Raw genomic sequence first — 20,429 nt, 5'->3', positions numbered from 1 at the left:
TTTGCCGTGGTGGCGGACGAGGTGCGCAAGCTGGCCGAGCGCACCAGCAAGGAGACGCTGGACATCGCGGCGCTGATTGAAGACATCCGTCACGAAACCCGCGATGTGGCGCAGCAGATGGCGACGGCGCGGCAGCGCATGCAGGGCGGCATGGCCGAAGTGGATCTGACGGTGGAAGACCTGGCGCTGATTCATGGCAAGGCCAGCGATACCGCCGACAAGAGTCGCAGCACCACGCTGGCGATGCAGGAGCAGACTGCCGCCAGCAATGATGTGGCCAGCAATGTCAGCAAGATTGCCGCACTGGCGGAAAACAATGCCCGCATCGTGCAGGAGGCCGCAGCGCTGTCCGGCCAGCTTAATCGCACCGCCGGCAAGATGGTCGAGCTGGTCGACCGTTTCCAGCACACCAGTCTCTGAGTTCCCTGCAGCAAGCTGCGGAGTGGCCCGTTTGCGGCCTGCTCCGCCCATCCCGCCTTCTCTCCCCCTGTTGCTGGCCTGCCTGTGTAGTGCCGTCTAATTCTTATGGCTTATCCGCCTCCTCACTCTGCTTCGGCTGCTTGCCACCTGTGGCGAATGGGCGCTGTTGTTGCCCGGACTTAATCTGTCCAGCGTAAGCAAAGGCTGCGCGGCGGGGCCGCGACACCGCATCTGGCGGTAAAAACTCGGAGGCAAGATGAGCCATTTTCTGGACAGACTGAATTTCCTCGGCAAGGTGAAATCCACCTTTGCCGATGGCCATGGCGCGGTGGTGAATGAAGACCGCCAGTGGGAAGACGCCTATCGCCAACGCTGGCAGCACGACAAGATCGTGCGTTCCACCCACGGGGTGAACTGCACCGGCTCCTGTAGCTGGAAAGTGTATGTAAAGAACGGCCTGATCACCTGGGAGACCCAGCAGACCGACTACCCGCGCACCCGGCCGGACCTGCCCAACCACGAACCGCGTGGCTGCCCGCGTGGCGCGTCTTACAGCTGGTATGTGTATTCGGCGCAGCGGGTGAAATACCCGATGATCCGTGGCCGCCTGGCCAAGCTGTGGCGTGAAGCACGCCAGAGCATGGGCCCGGTGGAAGCCTGGGAACACATCAGCCAGAACCCGGCACTGGCCAGGCAGTACAAGAGCAAGCGCGGCCAGGGCGGTTTTGTGCGTGCCAACTGGGATGAAGCCAACGAAATCATCGCGGCCTCCAATGCCTACACCATCAAGAATTATGGCCCGGACCGCGTGGTGGGCTTCTCGCCGATTCCGGCCATGTCCATGGTGTCCTATGCTGCGGGCAGCCGTTACCTCAGCCTGATCGGTGGCGTGCCACTGTCTTTCTACGACTGGTACTGCGACTTGCCGCCGGCCAGCCCGCAGGTGTGGGGCGAACAGACCGACGTGGCCGAATCGGCCGACTGGTACAACTCCACCTACCTGATGGTGTGGGGTTCCAATGTGCCGATGACCCGCACCCCGGACGCTCACTTCTATACCGAAGTGCGCTACAAGGGCACCAAGACCGTGGCGGTTTCCAGTGACTTTGGCGAAATGGCCAAGTTCGGTGACATCTGGCTGGCACCGAAGCAGGGCACCGATGCCGCACTGGCCATGGCCATGGGGCATGTCATCTTCAAGGAATTCCATCTGGACCAGCCGTCGGCCTACTTTACCGACTACATCCGCCGCTACACCGACATGCCGATGCTGGTGACGCTGCGCCAGGATGGCGAACGCTATGTGCCGGATTACTTCCTGCGCGCCAGCCATCTGGCAAATAACCTGAACGAAGACAACAACCCGGAATGGAAAACCCTGGTTTTTGATGAAACCAGTGGCGACATCGTGGCGCCCACCGGTTCCATCGGCTTTCGCTGGGGCCAGAGTGGCAAATGGAACTTGCAACAACATGACGGCAGCGCGGGCCGCGACGTATCGGCCCGCCTGTCCTTGATTGAAAACCGCGACGAAGTAGTGGGTGTCGGTTTCCCGTATTTCGGCGCCGAACACGACGATCTGCTCACCCGCAATGTGCCGGCCCGCCAGGTAGTGCTGGCCGATGGCAGCACCACGCTGGTGGCCACGGTATTCGACCTGATGGCAGCCAACTACGGTATCGACCGTGGCCTGGGCGGCGGCAACGTCACCAATGACTACATGGCCGATGTACCGTACACCCCGGCCTGGCAGCAAAAGCACACCGGCGTGAAGCCGGAAATGGTGATCCAGGTGGCGCGCGAATTCGCCCAGAATGCCGACCAGACCCATGGCAAATCCATGGTGATTGTCGGTGCCGCGCTCAACCACTGGTATCACATGGACATGAGCTACCGCGGCATCATCAACATGCTGATGTTGTGCGGCTGTATCGGCCAGAGCGGCGGCGGCTGGTGCCACTATGTGGGCCAGGAAAAGCTGCGTCCGCAAACCGGTTGGGCACCGCTGGCCTTTGCCGGCGACTGGGTGCGTCCGTCGCGCCAGATGAACGGCACCAGCTTCTTCTACGCCCATACCAGCCAGTGGCGGCATGAAAAGCTGGGCATTAATGAAATCCTGTGCCCGACGGCCGACGGCAAGATGGCCAATCTGAGCCTGATCGACTACAACGCCAAGGCCGAACGCATGGGCTGGCTGCCGTCCACCCCGCAGCTGACCACCAACCCGCTGGACATCACCCGTGCGGCCAGGGCGGCAGGCCAGGAAGCCATCCCATTTGCCGTGGATAGCCTGAAAAACGGCACGCTGGACATGTCCTGCAACGACCCGGACAACCCGAAGAACTTCCCGCGCAATATGTTTGTGTGGCGTTCCAATATCCTGGGCAGCTCCGGCAAGGGCCACGAATACTTCCTCAAATACCTGCTGGGCACCCAGAACGCGGTGATGGGTAGCGAGGAAGACTGCATCAAGCCGAGCGAAATCACCGTGCGCCCGGCGGTGGAAGGCAAGCTGGACCTGCTGGTGGTGCTGGACTTCCGCATGTCCACCACCTGCCTGTACGGCGACATCGTGCTGCCGACCGCTACCTGGTACGAGAAGGACGACCTGAATACGTCCGACATGCACCCCTTCATCCACCCGCTGTCCGAAGCCGTACAGCCGCTGTGGCAGGCCAAGTCGGACTGGGAAATCTACAAGGGCTTTGCCAAGAAGATTTCCGAAATCGGCAAGGACTACCTGGGCGTGCAGCAGGATCTGGTACTCACCCCGCTGATGCACGACACCCCGCAGGAGCTGGGCCAGCCGTTTGACCCGCGTGACTGGAAGAAGGGCGAGTGCGAGCCGGTGCCGGGCAAGACCATGCCGGCCATGACCGTGGTGGAGCGCGATTACGGCGCCATCTACGACAAGTTCACCTCCATCGGCCCGCTGCTGGAAAAAGTAGGCAATGGCGGCAAGGGCATCAGCTGGAAAACCAGCCATGAAGTGGACATCCTGCGTGGCCTGAACCATACCGTGGCGACAGGCGCCGGCAAGGGCCAGCCCAAGCTGAATACCGCCATCGACGCGGCCGAGATGATTCTCACCCTGGCACCGGAAACCAACGGCCATGTGGCGGTGAAAGCATGGGAGGCGCTGTCGAAGATTACCGGTATCGATCACACCCATCTGGCGCTGCCGCGCGAACACGACAGCATCCGCTTCCGCGATGTGCAGGCGCAGCCGCGCAAGATCATTTCCTCGCCCACCTGGTCTGGCCTGGAAAGCGAAGAAGTCAGCTACAACGCCGGCTACACCAATGTGCACGAGCTGATTCCATGGCGCACCATCACCGGCCGCCAGCAGTTCTATCAGGATCACCAGTGGATGCGCGCCTTTGGCGAGGGCCTGTGCGTGTTCAAGCCGCATGTGGACCTGAAAACCACCCAGGCCATCCTGGGCAAGAAGTCCAACGGCAATCACGAGCTGGTGCTCAACTTCATCACCCCGCACCAGAAATGGGGCATTCACAGTACCTATTCGGACAATCTGCGCATGCTGACGCTGTCGCGTGGCGGCCCGCACGTCTGGGTATCCGAAGTGGACGCCAGGAAGGCCGGCATTGTCGACAACGACTGGATCGAAGTATTCAACGTCAACGGCACGCTGACCGCCCGTGCCGTGGTATCGCAGCGCGTGCCGGAAGGCATGACGCTGATGTACCACGCCCAGGAGAAGATCGTGAACGTGCCTGGCGCGGAAACCAGCGGCAAGCGCGGCGGCATCCACAACTCGGTGACCCGTGCGGTGACCAAGCCGACCCACATGATTGGCGGCTACGCCCAACTGTCCTGGGGCTTCAACTACTACGGGACGGTGGGGGCCAACCGTGACGAATTCGTCATCGTGCGCAAGATGAAAAAAGTGGATTGGATGGATCTGCCTGCAGGAGAAGACAAATGAAAATCCGTGCACAAATCGGCATGGTGCTGAACCTGGACAAGTGCATCGGCTGCCATACCTGTTCGGTCACCTGCAAGAACGTCTGGACCAGCCGCGACGGGGTGGAATACGCTTGGTTCAACAATGTGGAAAGCAAGCCGGGCATTGGCTACCCCAAGGACTGGGAGAACCAGGAAAAATGGCAGGGCGGCTGGGAACGCAAGCCCAATGGCAAGCTGGTGCCCAAGCAGGGCGGCAAGATGCGCATTCTGGCCAATATCTTTGCCAACCCCAATCTGCCGGCCATTGACGACTACTACGAGCCCTTTACCTTCGACTACGAGCACCTGCAGAACGCACCGGAAATGCAGACTCCGCCGACGGCCCGCCCGGTGTCGGTGCTGACCGGCAAGAAGATGGACAAGATCGAATGGGGCCCCAACTGGGAAGACGACCTGGGTGGCGAGTTCTCCAAGCGCAGCAAGGATGCCTTGTTTGAAGGCATCCAGAAGGAAATGTACTCGGCCTTCGAGAACACTTTCCTGATGTATCTGCCGCGCCTGTGCGAACACTGCCTGAACCCGGCCTGTGTCGCCTCCTGCCCGTCCGGCTCCATCTACAAGCGCGAAGACGACGGCATCGTACTGATCGACCAGGACAAGTGCCGTGGCTGGCGCATGTGCGTGTCCGGCTGCCCGTACAAGAAGATTTACTACAACTGGACCAGCGGCAAGGCCGAGAAGTGCATCTTCTGCTACCCGCGTATCGAGGCCGGTCAGCCCACCGTGTGTTCGGAAACCTGCGTAGGCCGCATCCGCTACCTGGGCGTGCTGCTGTACGATGCCGACCGCATCGAAGCCGCCGCCAGCGTGGAAGACCCGAAGAGCCTGTACGAAGCGCAGCTGGGCGTGTTCCTGGACCCGAATTCGCCGGAAATCCAGGCCGAGGCCCGCAAGCAGGGCATTCCGGAAGCCTGGATCAGCGCCGCGCAGAATTCGCCGGTGTACAAGATGGCCATGGAATGGAAAGTAGCCTTCCCGCTGCATCCGGAATACCGCACCCTGCCCATGGTGTGGTACATCCCGCCGCTCTCTCCCATCCAGAGCGCGCTGGAAAACGGCCTGATCGGTGAAAACGGCATCATCCCGGACGTGAAAGACCTGCGTATTCCGATCCGCTATCTGGCCAACTTGCTGACCGCCGGCAAGGAAGAGCCGGTGGTGAGTGCGCTGGAAACCATGGTGGCCATGCGCCGCTACATGCGTAAAAAGAGCGTGGAAAAAATCAGCGATCCCGCCTCCCTGCGCGGCACGCATCTGAAGCCGGCCCAGGTGGAAGAAATGTACCAGGTGATGGCGATTGCCAATTACGAAGACCGCTTCGTGATTCCGTCCAGCCACAAGGAAATGGTGGAAAACACCTTCGAGGACAAGGCCAGCTGCGGCTTCACCTTTGGCAACGGCTGCTCCAGCGGCACTTCTGATGCCAGCCTGTTTGGCAAGAAGAAGGCCACCCCCATCGTGTTCCATGACATGCGGCGCGACCGCAAGGCCAACGCCGGGAGTTAAGCCATGAACCAGTCACTGTTCAAGATTGTCTCGGCGCTGCTGTGCTATCCGGAGCCCGAGTTGCTGGCGGCGCTGGATGACATCCGCAGCGCACTGCAGGCCACTCCGACGGCAGCCAGCATGCTGGAACCGCTGCTGGCACAGCTGGAGGGCGGCGAGCTGATCGCCCTGCAAGAGGGCTATGTGCAAACCTTCGACCGCAGTCCGGCGCACTCGCTGCACCTGTTCGAGCACATCCATGGCGAGGACCGCGCCCGTGGTCAGGCCATGGTGGATTTGCTGGAGGAGTACAAGGAGCACGGTTTCGAGCCGGTGTGTGCCGAACTGCCCGACTATGTGCCGCTGTTCCTGGAATTCCTGTCGCAATGCGAGCCGGACGAGGGCAGCCGCCTGTTGGGTGATGCGGTGCATGTGCTGGGCCATATCGCCGGCAAGCTGCGCGAGTCGTCCTCACCCTATGCCGGGGTGCTGGATGTGCTGGTGTGGCTGTCGCCGGTGGCACCGGAGCCGCTGAGCGTGCCGCCGATCCGCGACATGGACGAACTGCTGGAAACCTTTGGCCCCGGTGCGGATGGCAGCGAACCCTTGCTCAAGCCCGCCCTGCCGGCCATTGCTCCGGTCAACTTCTACCCGTCGCGACCCGGCGCCTGAATCTGCCTGTTTCCGGTCCGCGCCGTCATGAGCAGGCCGGAACAGCAAGGAGAGAGAGATGGATTATCTGCATCAATTTGTGTTCGGGATTTATCCCTATATCGCGCTCAGCATTTTTTTGCTGGGCAGCCTGATGCGCTTTGAGCGCGAACAATACAGCTGGAAGAGTGAATCCTCCCAGCTGGTGTATCGCGGCAATCTGCGGCTGGGCAGCATCCTGTTCCACGTCGGCGTGCTGGGGCTGTTCTTCGGCCATCTGGTGGGCCTGCTGACGCCCTTGAGCGTATGGGAAGCGCTGGGTGTCACCCATAGCTTCAAGCAGGTATTTGCCATGAGCGCCGGCGGCATCATGGGTTCGCTGGCCCTGGTTGGTCTACTGATCCTGCTGCATCGCCGCCTGAGCAACCAGCGTCTGGCTGCCAACACCACCTGGCGTGACAAGCTGGTGCTGCTGTGGCTGCTGGCCACGCTGCTGCTGGGCCTGTGCACCATCGCCGTGTCCGCCCAGCATCTGGACGGCCACGAAATGGTGCTGCTGATGACCTGGGCGCAGCATATCGTCACCTTGCGTGGTGATGCGGCGCAGTTCATCGTGGCCGCGTCTCCCATCTTCAAGCTGCACCTGTTCATGGGCATGAGCGTGTTCGTGATCTTCCCCTTCACCCGTCTGGTGCATGTGTGGAGCGGCTTTGGTGCGGTGACTTATCTGGGCCGCGCCTGGCAGCTGGTGCGCCCGCGTGGCTGATCAGCAATTGGCAGCTTAAACGACGAGGTGAAGTCCTGATGAGTATGCATTACATACTCTGGCGGATTAACTAAATATGTAATGACTAGCGAAATGGGGCGTGCTTGGCACGCCCCATTTTTAATGCAGGTGCAAAACTAACAAAGTAGTAGTGACGAGTAGCTTGTCATCGCCGAGCTGTGTTTGCTAAATAGATGGTTGAGCAATGCATTGAATAAATTCCAGAAGGTTTTGGTGAGTTTTAATTTTCATCTAGTATGTTTATTTCACCGTTGCTTCTGATTTTGAACTTGAAATGTTTTCGAGGTATTTGTCTGTTGGGTAGGCACTCGGTATTGGCGTATAAGTTGTATATGGTATTGCTCTTTATTTTTATATCTAATAATTTTTCCAGTGGAATAAAAGTGTTTTCTTTAAATATGGGGCCGTTTACAGGGATTTCTGAATACATTGAAGTTGCCAGTATTTGATTGTTTTCATTTTCAATATAAAATGCATCGTAGCTGCAGGTTTTTAAGAAAATAATGGATATTTGCCCGTGATTAATAAATAATTTCGCTATGGCTTTGTCTGTTTGGCTGTAGAGAAGTGCGAGAATAAGAATTGCTGCTGTTGCTTTAATGGGGGATATTTTCATTCAATTTTTCTCTTGACTATTGTACTTTGCTTTGTCTTCATGTTTTAGTCTAAGTAAAATTAATGGTTGTAAATGGTGGTTCGGATTGTGTCTGGGTCTTGGGGTTGCTGGATATGGCTGCCATCATGCCCTGGCCTGTTTTTATGCTAATTTGCCTAGTCCATTGTTCAGCCTGGCTGGATTGCACTTGTTGTAAGTTGTAGTGGAGCTTGCATGAAAACTCAGGCGTACTGAGTTTTTGCATCTTTAATATTCTTATTTCTGTTTTTGCTGGCTGGGTTGTTTATTTTTATATGTAAATTGTTACCGCTGAGATGATGCTGCATTCCTGGCGTCGATGATCTAACCTGATGGCGGTCGTTGGTAGGTAATGTTTTCGCGCTATAAATTAAACCCGTGGATTATGTATTAAATTATTTTGGTATGTTCACAATTATTTCGTTGCTGTCTGGGTAGTAAAATGCAAAATTCATCTTTCCAACTTTGCAGTAAATTCTCTTAATCCCAGCTTCGATTCCGTTGAGGCCTATTCTGATGTGCTGTGTTCTTGTTAAATAGTAGGCGCTTGCTCTATCGTCAGGGTTTTCACTGGCCTCGCTAATTATTTCGCCAGTCTTTTCATTAATAAGTTCGCCAATTATTGGGTTGTATTTCTCGGAGTAGTATCTTGTTCCTGCAATGTCTGGTTCGTTCCCGCAGAATATTTTTGAATGATTGAAGTTTAGCCTGGATCTCAATGTGAAGTACAAGGCCCCTTCATTTTTGGATATGTTGCTGGCGCCAATGACTGAAAAATTTTTAATGAAAATGAAAAACAATAAGTAAGCTATTAAGCTGGTAATGAATGCTGCTTTGGGAGTAATTTTATTGAATTTTGCAAAAATTATCATGCTGTGTTCACTCTGCTTTAGTGATAAGGTGTGCTGCTGTGTATGCGTAGTAGAGCTAAATTTTCCATTTGCATACTGCTGAGGTGTTATCTGAATTTGACTGAAAATATATTTGAGGGAGGGGTGAGAAAATTATAATCGGCTTGTCTTATGCGGCAAGATAATGAATTAATATCATTTGGCAATTCATCTGCGATTATTTCAATTTTTTGCGATTTGTTGAAGCTGTAAGTCCATTCATTGCTGACTCCCTCTTGTACTGCATAGCCATTGGTATGCCAGTTGTGATCTGTGTCTTGTGTTATGGATTCTGATTTTACGGATTAGCAAAATAATTTTGCATTCTCTCTTTTGAATTTTAATTGCAATGTTGCTGATATGACTCCATTACGGAGTTTTACATTGCTGACGGAGATTACGGAAAAATTTCTAATCCATATCCAATACGTTGAATATGGAATGATTAATGTCAGCAATAAGCATATTATGTATTTATTTTTGCACATCATTTTAAGATTTTTCATGTTTAATCTTCGGTGTGCGGCTTTGTGGATATGGTTTTTAGTTGTTTATTTTGATAAATTAATTTGATTTTTTAAATTGGCTTAATTGTTGGGTTGTGCATTGCGTGGTTATTCATAAAATTGATCTGCTGGAATGCTCATTGGAGGTGTTGCGCCGTTCCAGTTGAAAAAACCTCTTCTGTAAATAACACAATCAATCACCTTGCTTTCTTTTAGCTCTCTCGGCAAATCAAGTTTTCCCGCAAAATATTCACCACTTTTGCTGTGGCTACGGACATCTATATTCGCTATGTGTCGGCACGTGCTGTATGATTTTTTTGCCAGAAATCGCCAATTCTTTTTCATGGAAAAATTTGGATATTTTTTTCTGATAGAGCACAACTTGTAAAGAAAGTCAGTTTATGCAGTCAAACTTCGACAATCAAGGATGTGCAGTCAATATGGGTATTCCTACTTATGTACTTAGCCAGCACTAGCCGGCATAGGCGCAACGTAAGTACCAGTAAATAGACGACGTGTCTGGCAGTCTGATGTCCCGCTGGAAGTGCCAAGCTAGTCATCATTCTCCTGGGCCGTGGAGAAGGGGCAGGATAGGGTAGTGCAGTGATAACAGTATGCGGGCAGGGTGTCCCAAGCTGTGCCGTCCCCAGTAGCTGCAGCAGTGTCAGAGGACGGCACGTTACTGCTTAGCCCGCTTGCCCGTCGGCGCGCGGTTTCAGGTACAGCCCGATCAGTTGCCGGCTCCAGCCCAGCAGTGCCAGCAAGCCGGACAGAGCCACGGTGGCATACAGGCAGGCTACCCATGCTTGTGGCACAAAGTCGGCTACTACCCGGCTCAGTGCGACCGCATGCACAGCCAGGTAAATGCGCCACAGCCAGCTGCTGGCCTGTAGCGGCAAGCCGGAATGTCCCAGGGTCACCCGCGAGACAAAGGCGATGACCATGGTCATGAAGAAGCCCACCGTGATGGCGTGCAGCGGTGCCAGCCCCAGCGCCAGCGCGGGCAGCAGGCCGGCCAGGGTATACAGGCCAAATGCCACGGCCAGCCAGGCAAAGGACAGGTGCAGCATCCACAGCAGCTTGACCTTGCGCGCAGGCAGCAGGCCCCAGCGCCAGCTGGTGTAGCCAAACAGCAGGGTGAGCGGCAGGTCGGCCAGCAGGCTGCTGTGCTGGCTCAGCAGCAGCAAGCCGTGCAGCCAGCTGCCAGCCACCATGGCGGCCAGCAGGGAGTAGGGGCGCCATGCCTGGATGGCTGGCAGTGCACTGCTGCTAAAGAAAGGCAGCATGCGGTGGCACACCGTCAGGAATACCGGCAGCAAAAATCCCCACAAGGCCAGATCGCGCATGATCAGCCAGTAAGCGCCATTGCCGCTGAACAGCCAGCAGCCTGCGGCCACGACACCGGCCAGTCCCAGCACGAAAGCCGCCAGCACCACCAGCGCATGGCGGCGATCCGGCTGCGGGCTGCGCCAGACGAGGCCAGCAAAACACAAGGTCAGGCTGGCAAAGCCCAGGCCGTACAACAGTAGGCCCGCCAGCAGCCAGCTCTTGCCCAGCGCGAGGCCAGCCAGCCAGCCGGCCACGCCGGCAGCCATCAGGCCGGGCGTCAGCAGATAGCGTGCCCGGCTGGGCGGGGCAACCCCCAGCCAGCGCGGGCCGGCGGTAAAGATGAAGCCGGTCATGAACAAGGGGAAAATGCCATACAGCATCAACAAGGCGTGGGCCATCACCGCAGGAATCTGCGGCGTGATGGCATGTGGGCCAAGCCGGGATGCCAGCTCGGCAAACCAGGCAGCAAACAGCAAGAGGGCGCTGAGCATGCCCAGCAGGAAGGCCAGACGGTGCGGTGCACGCAGCAAGGCGGAGGGGAGGGTATCAGACATGACGCTAAGGCTCGCTATGGGTGGTTGCCCAGTATCCGAGCCGCTAGTGCAAGGCGAAATGATTCTCGTCAAGAAAATCCGGCCGCGCGCGGCAGCTGCGGCAGCAAGGCTGTTGGCTAGTCAGTGCGTCGCAGCCGTTGACACGGCGCCTTGCACCGCGTGGTAGCGTCGGGCGATTTTTCCACCCAGCCACAAGGCATAAGACGCCAAGGCCAGCGTGGACAGGGCAAACAGGCCATGAAAGCGACCGGGCTGCCAGCACCACAGCGTGCCGGCCAACAGCCACAGCTGATGCAGAAGCCGCACCCGGCGCTGGGCGGACTCGGGCAGAAAGCCATGGGTGGAGGGCAGCAGGCCGCGTGGCGGGTTCAGCCGCTTCAAATGCAGCCAGGCCAGAAAAGGCAGGATCTTGCCCAGCATGGCCAGCGTGGCACCCAGGCCGGCACCACCCAGCCACCACAAGCCAGCCAGCAAGGGCAGGCTCGGCCATGCTGTCCACCTGCTGCACAGCCAGGCGCTCACGCCACCCAGCAGCAGGCAGGCGATCACCCCTTGCCATTGCCGCCATAGCGGATCAGCCGGCCGCCGGCTTTGCCGCAGTAGTCGCCACGACTGCACGGCATATAGCACGACCGGGATCAGCAGCAGGCTGGCAGGCAACCACAGCTGCGCTGGCCAGAAAAACAGGGCCAGGCTGCAGGCCAGCAGCAATAGCAGCACCGCCCTGCCGGTGCTCAGCATCCAGGCCGGGTAGGACGGGGTGATCAGAAACATCGGAATCACGGTCTGGCTGACTGCCAACAGCAGCAGGAACAGCCAGCCCATCGCCGCCCACAGCACATGGCTGTGTAGCAATGGCATGAGCGGCAGTGGCAGCTGGCCGCTCAGCGTCAGCACCAGTCCAAGCCCCAGCAGGGCGGTAACCAGCAGTGCCAGCAAGGCCAGCGCCATGCCGCGGCTGCTGGCATCCCGCGCCGGGCTGTGGGCCAGGCCATGCAGGCCGTGCCAAGCCAGGCGGATGATGGCCGCGCACAGCAAGACTGCCGCCGCCTGCAGGGCAAGTGGGGCGAAACCAAACCAGAAGCCACCCACCAGCAAGGCGGTTCCTGCCTGCCAGGGCAGGAAGATGCCCAGCAGCAGGTGGCTTGCGCGCCGTGCTGCCACGCCGCTGGCCACCGCCAGCATTTGCAGCAGGGCACCGCTCATGATGTTGCCCAATACGCCCAGTGCCAGCACATGGGTAAGCGCCAGCAGCTGCGGGTGGTAGCGGTTGGCCGTCAGCATGTCTGCGGGCAGGAGCAAGCCTCCCAGTAGCAGCAACCACAGCATGGCTGCGCCAAAAAAACTGGCAGGCAGCCAGAAGGGAGGTGCGTCGTCGTAGGAAAGCCAGGCCTGACTCATGCTTTGCTGATGTACAGAATCACCCCACCATCGCCGGACAGTTCAAAGCGGTAGGCAATGCCCTGGGCGGTAAGCATGGGCAGCAGCGGCGTGGGGTGGTGCGGCAGAATCCAGGCCAGGGTTTGCTGGTCTTGCAACTGATCGGCGGCATCCAGAATGATTTCCATCGGCTCGGGGGGGGCGAGGTGGCGCAGGTCGACCGGGCTCATGCGCTGGCTCCTGCCATCACCATCTGCTCAAAGCCGGCTATATGCTGGCTGCACATGGGATAGAGGATGTTTTCTTCTTTCATATTGTGCTGCTGGGTGAGGATGAGCAGGGTTTCGGCGTGGCCCAGCCAGGCGCTGGCATCCGTGGCGTGCACCGCGTCGTCCATGTCCTGCAGCAGCTGGCGGATTTGCTGGTGTTCCTGGCGCATGACTGCCGTGGGGCCGCTGTACATGCCGGTGGCGGCTTCGAAAGCCGGGAACAGCTGCAGTTCTTCCAGCTGGAAATGTTGCTCCAGATCGGTGGCCAGGCGCAGGCAGGTCTGGCCGGCGCTCGTCCAGTCACCGTGACGTACCGCCTGTTCGGCTTGGGCAAGAATGGCGTCGCAGTCACGATGCTGCTGGGTCAGGCAGGCTATGGCGTTCATGGATGGTGTCCTGTGTGGCTGGGCTAGCGGTAAAAGCGCAGTATGCGGTGCGGCGGCGGCCCGTTTGAATGACACGGATCAAGAACTTGCCGCTGCATGTTGCCCGGCCATGGCGGCCTGCAGCTTCTGATGCAGGGTGACAATCTGCCCGATGACCAGCAGTGCCGGGGCGCTGATGCCTTCCTGTTCGATCAGGGCAGCCAGGTTCTGCAAGCTGCCGCACAGGCAGCGCTGCCGCGCGGAGCAGGCATTTTCCACCACGGCGACTGGCGTATCGGCGGCCCGGCCGTGGGCCAGCAACTGGCTGGCGATGCTGGCGGCTTCGCCCAGCCCCATATAGACCACGATGGTCTGCTCGGGCGTGCAGTGACGGGGCCAGTCCAGCGTCTGTTGCCCTTGGCGGCGATGGCCGGTGACCAGGCTGCAGCCCTGGGCATAGTCACGATGGGTCAGCGGCAGGCCGGCACTGGCGGCGGCCCCCAGCGCGGCGCTGATGCCGGGGACCACTTCACAGGGAATGCCGGCGGCGGCCAGTGCTTCCATCTCTTCGCCGCCACGGCCGAACAGCAGCGGATCTCCCCCCTTCAGCCGTACCACCCGCCGCCCCTGGCGGGCAAGGCTCACCAGTAGCTGATTGATGTCCGCTTGCGGCAGGGTATGGCGGCTGGCGCGTTTGCCCACGCAGAGGCGTTCGGCCGTGGCGGGGGCCAGCGCCAGAATGCTGCTGTCCAGCAGGTGGTCGTACAACACGACATCTGCCTGCTGCAAGCGCTGCAATGCGCGCAGGGTGAGCAGGTCGGCTGCGCCCGGTCCGGCACCCACCAGGGCGACGCTGCCCGGCTGGAATTCTCCGCCGGAAATGACGGGTTTTTCTGGCGGCACCAGGGGCGTGGGCAGGGCTTGATACGGGCTGTTCATGCAGGCTCCTTTGGCTGGGCCTTGGCTGGAATGTTGCCAGTGTAGGTAGGGAGGGGGCCGGAAATCGTTGATTCGAATCAATGCTGTCGGGATGTCCGAAACCGTACATTTCGCCGCAAGTGCCGGGCTTGCCGGTACACGCAATTGAGGAGGACGTGATGAGCGCGAGCTTCACCAAATCGACGGCCCGCAACATCTTTTACGGTGGGTCGGTTTTCTTTTTCCTGATTTTCCTCGGGCTGACCGTGGATACCACCATGGCGGTGCCCAGCCATAACGCCAAGGCCCAGCTGACCGATGCCGCCGTGCGCGGCAAGAAAATCTGGGAGACACGCAACTGTGCCGGTTGCCACACGCTGATTGGCGAGGGGGCGTTCTTTGCGCCGGAGCTGGGCAATGTCTATGTGCGCCGTGGCCCGGAGTTCATCAAGGGCTGGATGAAGGCGATGCCCACCAACGTACCCGGTCGGCGCCAGATGCCGCAGTTCAACCTGAACGATGCACAGCTGGATGATCTGGTGGCATTCCTGAAATACAGCTCGCAGATCAATACCAATAACTGGCCGCCCAATATCGAAGGCTGATCCGCAGTGCGATCAATTGCTTCCGGAGAAAACACATGAGTAATGCAACCGTGGCAGCACTGCCCGCCAGCAAGGCGACAGTGAATGACCAGATAAAATACCGCTCGCAAGCGGTGGCCAAGCCCTATTTTGTGGCGGCCATCGGCCTGTTCATCGGCCAGATCCTGTTTGGCCTGATCATCGGCCTGCAGTATTTCAAGGGCGACTTCCTGTTTCCCGCCATTCCGTTTGGCACTGCACGCATGGTGCATACCAATTTGCTGATTGTCTGGCTGCTGTTCGGCTTCATGGGAGCGGGGTATTTCCTGATTCCGGAAGAGTGCGAGCGCGAGCTGTACAGCCCGAAACTGGCCATCATCACCTTCTGGGTATTCCTGGTGGCGGGTGCGCTGACCATCGTTGGCTATCTGGGCCTGCCCTATAACGTGCTGGCCCACCTCACCGGTAACGACCTGCTGCCCACCATGGGGCGCGGTTACCTGGAGCAGCCGCTGATTACCAAGGTGGGCATCGTGCTGGTAGCGCTGTCCTTCCTGTTCAACCTGTCGATGACCCTGCTGTCCGGTCGCAAGACCAGCATCAGCATCGTGATGATGCTGGGTTTGTGGGGCCTGGCGATTTTCTTCCTGTTCTCCTTTGTGAACCCGAACAACCTGGTGCTGGACAAGTACTTCTGGTGGTGGGTAGTGCACCTGTGGGTGGAAGGCGTATGGGAACTGATCATGGGCGCCATGCTGGCCTTCGTGCTGGTGAAGGTGACCGGCGTCGACCGTGAAATCATTGAAAAATGGCTGTACCTGATCATTGCCATGACCCTGATCACCGGCATCATCGGTACCGGTCACCATTACTTCTGGATTGGCACGCCGGGCTACTGGCAGCTGCTGGGGTCCGTCTTCTCGGCACTGGAACCGGTTCCCTTCTTCATGATGACGGTGTTCGCCTTCAATATGGTCAAGCGGCGCCGGCGTGAGCATCCGAACCAGGCCGCCACGCTGTGGGCGCTGGGTACCGGGGTGATGTCCTTCCTGGGTGCCGGGGTATGGGGCTTCCTGGGTACGCTGTCGGTGGTGAATTACTACACCCACGGCACCCAGCTGACTGCGGCACACGGCCATATGGCGTTCTACGGTGCTTACGCCATGGTGGTGCTGACCATGATTTCCTACACCATGCCGCTGCTGCGTGGCCGTGAAGCCAACAGCGCAGCGGCGCAAAAGCTGGAAAAGACCGCCTTCTGGGTGATGACGCTGGCCATCGTGGGGATCACCCTGTCGCTGACCGCCGCCGCGGTGACCCAGGTATCGCTGCAGCGCCTGTCAGCCTCGCCCTTGCCCTTCATGGAGACCCAGCAGCACATCATGCCGATGTATTGGGCGCGTTTCGGTTTTGGTCTGTGCTTCTTCACTGGCCTGATGATGTATGTCACCAGTTTTTTTGTTACCGGCAAACGCGAAAGCTGATTAGCGGCTGAACGTAACGGCAATGAGGCGGCTTGCGGGCCGCCTCTTTGATTTTGGAGGCAGGCATGCGTGAACAAAGTCTGGCGTTGACCGAGGCGCAGCCAGCGCGCCATGTGCCCGAGTGCCATGTGCCGGGTGATCTGGCCATGTGGTTTTTCATCCTGGCGGAGCTGGCGGTGTTCGGGGTGTTTTTCCTGGTGTACGGGGTATATCGCCGGCAGCAGCCGGCCTTGTTTGCCGAAGGGCAGTCACATCTGGATTTGCTGCTGCCCACCCTCAATACCCTGCTGCTGATTGCCGGCAGTGCCTGCATGGTGGCGGCGGTGAAGCGGTTTGCCCAGGACCGGCAACGCGCGGCACGGCAATCGCTGCTGCTGGCCATGGTGTTTGGCAGCGGTTTCCTGGTGTGCAAGCTGTATGAGCTGGTGGGCAAATTCATGGCCGGCATCAGCTTGTCCAGCAATGATTTCTGGATGTTCTACCTCTCGCTCACGGTGTTTCATTTCCTGCATGTGGTGCTGGGCATGGTGATCGTGGCGGCAGTGTGGTGGATGGCGCGCGATGGCCGTTATGGCCCAGGCCGGCTGGATGGGGTGGAAACCGCGGCGGCCTACTGGCATATGGTGGATCTGGTGTGGCTGGTGCTGTTTGCCCTGGTGTATGTGGCGCGCTAGCGCAGGGCCAAACCCTTATCCGGTATCAAGGATGCCGCGCGGCGCACTGCCTATGCTGTGCAGATGAATTATCCCGCATCTTCCCGTTTGTGGCTGTGGTGGCTCTGGCTGAGTGGCCTGACCCTGCTGGCCGCATTATTGGCCGAACAGGGCCTGTCGCTGGGGCAGGGTGCCCTGGCCCGGCTGGTATTGCTGCTGGCCTGGGTCAAGGGCTTTACCGTGATCGAGCACTATATGGGCCTGCGCCATGCCCCCCGCTGGCTGCGCCTTGTCGTGCATGGCTGGCTGCTGCTGGTGACGGGCTTGCTGATGATGAGTTTTTGCTGAGGCCGGACATGAACGCACCCTTACCCGCTGCTGTGGCAGCACCGTTTTATCAGGCCCAGGGCGATGAATGCCGCCTGTTCGAGGCCGCCTGGCAACAGCAGTTGCCGGTATTGATCAAAGGCCCCACCGGCTGTGGCAAGACCCGCTTTGTCGCCCATATGGCGGCCCGGCTGGGCCTGCCGCTGATCACCGTGTCCTGCCATGACGATTTGTCCGCCGCCGATCTGGTGGGCCGCCACCTGATCGGGGATGGCCAGACGGTGTGGTGCGACGGTCCGCTGACCCGCGCCGTGCGCCAGGGCGGTATTTGCTATCTGGACGAAGTGGTGGAGGCGCGCAAGGACACCACCGTGGTATTGCACCCGCTTACCGACGACCGGCGCATGCTGCCTATCGAACGCACGGGCGAACTGCTGGAAGCGCCGCCCAGCTTCATGCTGGTGGTGTCGTACAACCCGGGCTACCAGCATGTGCTGAAAACCCTCAAGCCCAGCACTCGCCAGCGTTTTGTCGCCATGAGCTTTGATTTTCCCGCCCCGGATGTGGAACTGGCGGTGCTGATGCAGGAAACCGGCATCGCCGAAAGCCAGGCGCGCCAGCTGGTGACGCTGGCAGGGCAGTTGCGCCGCCTCACCGGCTACGATCTGGATGAGTCGGTCAGCACCCGTCTGCTGGTCTATGCCGCCAAGCTGATGATGTCCGGCATGTCGACGCAGCTGGCCTGCCGCACCGCGCTGGCCGAGCCGCTGAGCGATGAGTCCGATACCATAGCCGCGCTGCTGGCCGTGATCGACACCCAGTTCCCCGCCAGGTAACGCGCTCATGGAAGACATCGTAGGGGGCTGGTGGGACAGGCTGGTGCGCCGCGCGGCATACCGTGGACATCCTGCGGCCGCCGTGGAGCTGGAACAGATTGCCGGACAGGCCCCGCTGTTTTTTCGTGCCATGGGCGGTGATCCGGCACTGGTATTGCGCTCTACCGTTGGCACCGAACATGGCGCACGGCGGCGGCTGATCGAGCGGCTGGCCGGCACCGGCACCAAGGTGGAACTGGCCTGGCGCGACAGCCAGGCTTTTTATCTGCCGGACAAGCTGGACCTGTACCCGGATGCGGCACTGAATCGCCAGCTGTATTTCTGGCTGATGGCGCTGGCCGCCACCCCGGTGCCACCAGGCGACTGGCTGAACCGCAACCGCGCCGCCACCGCCGCTTGCCTGGCCGCCATGCCCGGGCTGGCGCTGGTTTACCAGCGGCTGGTAACCGGCTTGCTGCCCATGCGCCCGGATCCGGCGCGGCTGCCGGCGGCCGAGGCCGCAGTCGAGCGTGCCATCCAGGCAGCCTTGCGCCAGCCGGAGATCGAACAGATTTTGCCGGCCATTGCCCAGCCGCCACTGCCGGTGCCGCTGTGGCTGCATCCGGCACCGCCGGTGGTGGATCAGGCGGGCGCAGCAGCGCAGCATGAAGCACAAAACCCGCAAGGCAAGCGGCCCGACCAGCGCTCACGCCGTCGTCGCTACCGCGCCCAGCGCGTGGCGCAGGACGAACGGAAAAACGGCATGCTGCTGGTGTTTCGCGCCGAAAGCCTGTTTACCTGGGACGAGTACGTCAAGGTCAACCGCCATACCGAAGAAGACGACGACAACAATGGCGAGGCGGCGGCAGAGGATATGAACCGCCTGTCGATTGCACAGGATGCCCATACCAAGTCCAGCAAGCTGAAGTTTGATCTGGACCTGCCAGCGGCGGCGTACGATGACAGCCCGCTGGGGCCGGGCCTGAAGTTGCCGGAGTGGAACTGGAAACAGCAAAGACTGGTGGAAGACCACTGCATCATCAAGCCCATGCTGCCGCGCGATGCCCATCCCGCCGCCTTGCCGGACCGTTTGCTGCCACTGGCCCGGCGTCTGCGCCGCCAGTTTCAGGCGCTGGCGCCGGAGCGGGTGCGGCGCAGCGGAGAAGCCAGCGGCCCGGATATTGATATTGATCGCGTCATCCGTTTCATGTCGGAGCGCATGAGCGGCGTGGCCATCGCCGAGCCCGCACTCTACCAGGCCTGGCCGCCCGGCGAGCGCAGCCTGGCCTGTCTCACGCTGGCTGACCTGTCGCTGTCTACCGAAAGCTGGGTAGGGGAGTCCGGGCGGGTGATTGATGTGATACGCGACAGCCTGCTGTTGTTTGCCGAAGCGCTATCGGCCAGTGGTGACGCCTTTGGCCTGTACGGCTTTTCCTCCATCCGTCGTCAGGAAGTGCGTTTGCAGGTGTTGAAGGACTTTGCCGAACGCTACGACGACAACACCCGTGGCCGCATCATCGCCATTCGCCCCGGCTATTACACCCGTATGGGCGCGGCCATTCGCCAGAGCAGCCGCATCCTGTTGCAACAGCCGGCAGCCCGCCGCCTGCTGCTGATCATTTCCGATGGCAAGCCCAACGACCTGGACCACTACGAAGGCCGCTACGGCATCGAGGATACTCGCCAGGCGATTCTGGAAGCACGCCGCGACGGCCTGTTGCCCTTTTGCGTGACGGTGGACCGCGAGGCCGGTGACTACCTGCCGCATTTGTTTGGCCATCGTGGCTATGTGGTGGTGCAGCAAGCGCAGACCCTGCCGCAGGTGCTCACCCGCCTGTACGCCGGCTTTACCCGCTGAGCTTGCTGCAGCTTTCTTGACCAGTACTCCAAGGTGTACGCACCTTTTTCTCCCGGCCCTGGTGGCCGGGATTTTTTTGACCTGCGGCAGGCCATTTCTTGATATGCATCCATGAGCGGCGTTGGCCGGGGCGGAATAATGGTACATGGCTAAAAAATTCCCGCTCAATCCACCGCACCCGGAGCGCATCTGCTGGGGCTGCGACAAATACTGCCCGGCTGATTCCCTGCAATGCGGCAATGGTTCGGGCCGTACCCAGCATCCGGCGGAGGTGCTGGGGGACGACTGGTATGAATACGGCGACTGGGGGCTGGAGGTGGAGCCGGAACAGAAGTCGCTGAGCTTGCCGGAAAAGAAATGAATCTCCCCCTGACCCGCGTCGCGGCCTGCGGGCGGCGCTGCTTTGTTTCCGCCCTTGCCATTTGTGCCTGGAGCGGCTGACAAAACATCGCAGAGTACCCGGGCCAAGGCGCGCCGACGCAGACAGTACACCTGGTACGGCAAGGAGGCGCAACGCAGGAGCGGGGGTTTTG

At 59.4% G+C, this 20,429-nt stretch carries 19 protein-coding genes; 12 read left to right on the top strand and 7 right to left on the bottom strand.

Annotated elements, in window-relative coordinates; genetic code table 11:
* The 5 genes from EAY64_RS05920 to narI form a co-directional block, all read left to right on the top strand.
* The coding region (locus EAY64_RS05920) for a methyl-accepting chemotaxis protein (RefSeq protein ID WP_233566469.1) at window positions 1–420 on the top strand (420 nt) is incomplete at its 5' end.
* A gap of 256 nt (window positions 421–676) precedes the next feature.
* Window positions 677–4,366, top strand: a complete 3,690-nt coding sequence (locus EAY64_RS05915) for a nitrate reductase subunit alpha (protein WP_103523865.1) — start codon at window positions 677–679, stop codon at window positions 4,364–4,366.
* Window positions 4,363–5,913, top strand: a complete 1,551-nt coding sequence (narH, locus tag EAY64_RS05910) for a nitrate reductase subunit beta (protein ID WP_103523864.1) — start codon at window positions 4,363–4,365, stop codon at window positions 5,911–5,913. The genes EAY64_RS05915 and narH overlap by 4 nt, the downstream gene beginning before the upstream one ends.
* A 3-nt stretch (window positions 5,914–5,916) precedes the next feature.
* Window positions 5,917–6,564 (top strand): nitrate reductase molybdenum cofactor assembly chaperone, encoded by a 648-nt coding sequence (narJ, locus tag EAY64_RS05905; RefSeq protein ID WP_103523863.1) that lies wholly within the window; start codon window positions 5,917–5,919, stop codon window positions 6,562–6,564.
* Between the two features lie 58 nt (window positions 6,565–6,622).
* On the top strand, window positions 6,623–7,309 hold the full coding sequence (narI, locus tag EAY64_RS05900) for a respiratory nitrate reductase subunit gamma (protein ID WP_103523862.1): 687 nt from the start codon (window positions 6,623–6,625) through the stop codon (window positions 7,307–7,309).
* Between the two features lie 241 nt (window positions 7,310–7,550).
* On the opposite strand, the gene EAY64_RS05895 is transcribed toward narI, so the two are convergent.
* The 7 genes from EAY64_RS05895 to cobA all read right to left on the bottom strand — a co-directional run bounded on the left by EAY64_RS05895 (window position 7,551) and on the right by cobA (window position 14,196).
* The gene (locus EAY64_RS05895) at window positions 7,551–7,946 is read right to left on the bottom strand and encodes a hypothetical protein (RefSeq protein WP_103523861.1); all 396 of its coding nucleotides are present in this window, start codon (window positions 7,944–7,946) and stop codon (window positions 7,551–7,553) included.
* Between the two features lie 413 nt (window positions 7,947–8,359).
* On the bottom strand, window positions 8,360–8,836 hold the full coding sequence (locus EAY64_RS05890; RefSeq protein ID WP_103523860.1) for a hypothetical protein: 477 nt from the start codon (window positions 8,834–8,836) through the stop codon (window positions 8,360–8,362).
* A gap of 1,210 nt (window positions 8,837–10,046) precedes the next feature.
* Window positions 10,047–11,243, bottom strand: a complete 1,197-nt coding sequence (locus EAY64_RS05880; RefSeq protein ID WP_103523858.1) for an NnrS family protein — start codon at window positions 11,241–11,243, stop codon at window positions 10,047–10,049.
* 120 nt (window positions 11,244–11,363) lie between these two features.
* Window positions 11,364–12,644, bottom strand: a complete 1,281-nt coding sequence (locus tag EAY64_RS05875; RefSeq protein WP_103523857.1) for a hypothetical protein — start codon at window positions 12,642–12,644, stop codon at window positions 11,364–11,366.
* On the bottom strand, window positions 12,641–12,853 hold the full coding sequence (locus tag EAY64_RS05870; protein ID WP_103523856.1) for a DUF2249 domain-containing protein: 213 nt from the start codon (window positions 12,851–12,853) through the stop codon (window positions 12,641–12,643). Before EAY64_RS05870 ends, EAY64_RS05875 begins: the two co-directional genes overlap by 4 nt.
* Window positions 12,850–13,278, bottom strand: a complete 429-nt coding sequence (locus EAY64_RS05865; protein ID WP_103523855.1) for a hemerythrin domain-containing protein — start codon at window positions 13,276–13,278, stop codon at window positions 12,850–12,852. The genes EAY64_RS05870 and EAY64_RS05865 overlap by 4 nt, the downstream gene beginning before the upstream one ends.
* A 78-nt stretch (window positions 13,279–13,356) precedes the next feature.
* Complete coding sequence (gene cobA, locus EAY64_RS05860) at window positions 13,357–14,196, bottom strand: uroporphyrinogen-III C-methyltransferase (protein ID WP_103523854.1); 840 nt, start codon at window positions 14,194–14,196, stop codon at window positions 13,357–13,359.
* 158 nt (window positions 14,197–14,354) lie between these two features.
* Here cobA and EAY64_RS05855 point away from each other — a divergent pair, with 158 nt between their 5' ends.
* From EAY64_RS05855 to EAY64_RS05825, 7 genes are all read left to right on the top strand, one after another.
* Window positions 14,355–14,780 carry a c-type cytochrome gene (locus EAY64_RS05855; RefSeq protein ID WP_103523853.1) on the top strand — a complete coding sequence of 142 codons (426 nt, stop codon included), beginning with the start codon at window positions 14,355–14,357 and terminating at the stop codon, window positions 14,778–14,780.
* A 35-nt stretch (window positions 14,781–14,815) separates the two neighbouring features.
* Entirely contained in the window at window positions 14,816–16,243 is a 1,428-nt protein-coding gene (locus EAY64_RS05850; protein WP_103523852.1) for a cbb3-type cytochrome c oxidase subunit I, read from the top strand.
* Window positions 16,244–16,308: 65 nt separating this feature from the next.
* Window positions 16,309–16,917 carry a cytochrome c oxidase subunit 3 gene (locus EAY64_RS05845; RefSeq protein ID WP_103523851.1) on the top strand — a complete coding sequence of 203 codons (609 nt, stop codon included), beginning with the start codon at window positions 16,309–16,311 and terminating at the stop codon, window positions 16,915–16,917.
* Window positions 16,918–16,980: 63 nt separating this feature from the next.
* Complete coding sequence (locus EAY64_RS05840; protein ID WP_103523850.1) at window positions 16,981–17,244, top strand: cytochrome C oxidase subunit IV family protein; 264 nt, start codon at window positions 16,981–16,983, stop codon at window positions 17,242–17,244.
* An 8-nt stretch (window positions 17,245–17,252) separates the two neighbouring features.
* On the top strand, window positions 17,253–18,059 hold the full coding sequence (locus EAY64_RS05835) for a CbbQ/NirQ/NorQ/GpvN family protein (protein ID WP_103523849.1): 807 nt from the start codon (window positions 17,253–17,255) through the stop codon (window positions 18,057–18,059).
* A 7-nt stretch (window positions 18,060–18,066) separates the two neighbouring features.
* On the top strand, window positions 18,067–19,896 hold the full coding sequence (locus EAY64_RS05830) for a nitric oxide reductase activation protein NorD (protein WP_103523848.1): 1,830 nt from the start codon (window positions 18,067–18,069) through the stop codon (window positions 19,894–19,896).
* 145 nt (window positions 19,897–20,041) lie between these two features.
* The gene (locus EAY64_RS05825; protein ID WP_103523847.1) at window positions 20,042–20,257 is read left to right on the top strand and encodes a DUF3079 domain-containing protein; all 216 of its coding nucleotides are present in this window, start codon (window positions 20,042–20,044) and stop codon (window positions 20,255–20,257) included.
* The last annotated feature ends 172 nt before the right edge of the window (window positions 20,258–20,429 follow it).

The sequence above is a fragment of the Aquitalea palustris genome (assembly GCF_003693445.1).
Lineage (GTDB): Bacteria > Pseudomonadota > Gammaproteobacteria > Burkholderiales > Chromobacteriaceae > Aquitalea > Aquitalea palustris.
This window is presented reverse-complemented; position numbering and strand designations above follow the sequence as displayed.

Coding starts and splice junctions, on each gene's coding strand:
- EAY64_RS05915 (WP_103523865.1), top strand. CDS start 677: ATGAGCCATTTTCTGGACAGACTGAATTTCCTCGGCAAGGTGAAATCC.
- narH (WP_103523864.1), top strand. CDS start 4,363: ATGAAAATCCGTGCACAAATCGGCATGGTGCTGAACCTGGACAAGTGC.
- narJ (WP_103523863.1), top strand. CDS start 5,917: ATGAACCAGTCACTGTTCAAGATTGTCTCGGCGCTGCTGTGCTATCCG.
- narI (WP_103523862.1), top strand. CDS start 6,623: ATGGATTATCTGCATCAATTTGTGTTCGGGATTTATCCCTATATCGCG.
- EAY64_RS05895 (WP_103523861.1), bottom strand. CDS start 7,946: ATGAAAATATCCCCCATTAAAGCAACAGCAGCAATTCTTATTCTCGCA.
- EAY64_RS05890 (WP_103523860.1), bottom strand. CDS start 8,836: ATGATAATTTTTGCAAAATTCAATAAAATTACTCCCAAAGCAGCATTC.
- EAY64_RS05880 (WP_103523858.1), bottom strand. CDS start 11,243: ATGTCTGATACCCTCCCCTCCGCCTTGCTGCGTGCACCGCACCGTCTG.
- EAY64_RS05875 (WP_103523857.1), bottom strand. CDS start 12,644: ATGAGTCAGGCCTGGCTTTCCTACGACGACGCACCTCCCTTCTGGCTG.
- EAY64_RS05870 (WP_103523856.1), bottom strand. CDS start 12,853: ATGAGCCCGGTCGACCTGCGCCACCTCGCCCCCCCCGAGCCGATGGAA.
- EAY64_RS05865 (WP_103523855.1), bottom strand. CDS start 13,278: ATGAACGCCATAGCCTGCCTGACCCAGCAGCATCGTGACTGCGACGCC.
- cobA (WP_103523854.1), bottom strand. CDS start 14,196: ATGAACAGCCCGTATCAAGCCCTGCCCACGCCCCTGGTGCCGCCAGAA.
- EAY64_RS05855 (WP_103523853.1), top strand. CDS start 14,355: ATGAGCGCGAGCTTCACCAAATCGACGGCCCGCAACATCTTTTACGGT.
- EAY64_RS05850 (WP_103523852.1), top strand. CDS start 14,816: ATGAGTAATGCAACCGTGGCAGCACTGCCCGCCAGCAAGGCGACAGTG.
- EAY64_RS05845 (WP_103523851.1), top strand. CDS start 16,309: ATGCGTGAACAAAGTCTGGCGTTGACCGAGGCGCAGCCAGCGCGCCAT.
- EAY64_RS05840 (WP_103523850.1), top strand. CDS start 16,981: ATGAATTATCCCGCATCTTCCCGTTTGTGGCTGTGGTGGCTCTGGCTG.
- EAY64_RS05835 (WP_103523849.1), top strand. CDS start 17,253: ATGAACGCACCCTTACCCGCTGCTGTGGCAGCACCGTTTTATCAGGCC.
- EAY64_RS05830 (WP_103523848.1), top strand. CDS start 18,067: ATGGAAGACATCGTAGGGGGCTGGTGGGACAGGCTGGTGCGCCGCGCG.
- EAY64_RS05825 (WP_103523847.1), top strand. CDS start 20,042: ATGGCTAAAAAATTCCCGCTCAATCCACCGCACCCGGAGCGCATCTGC.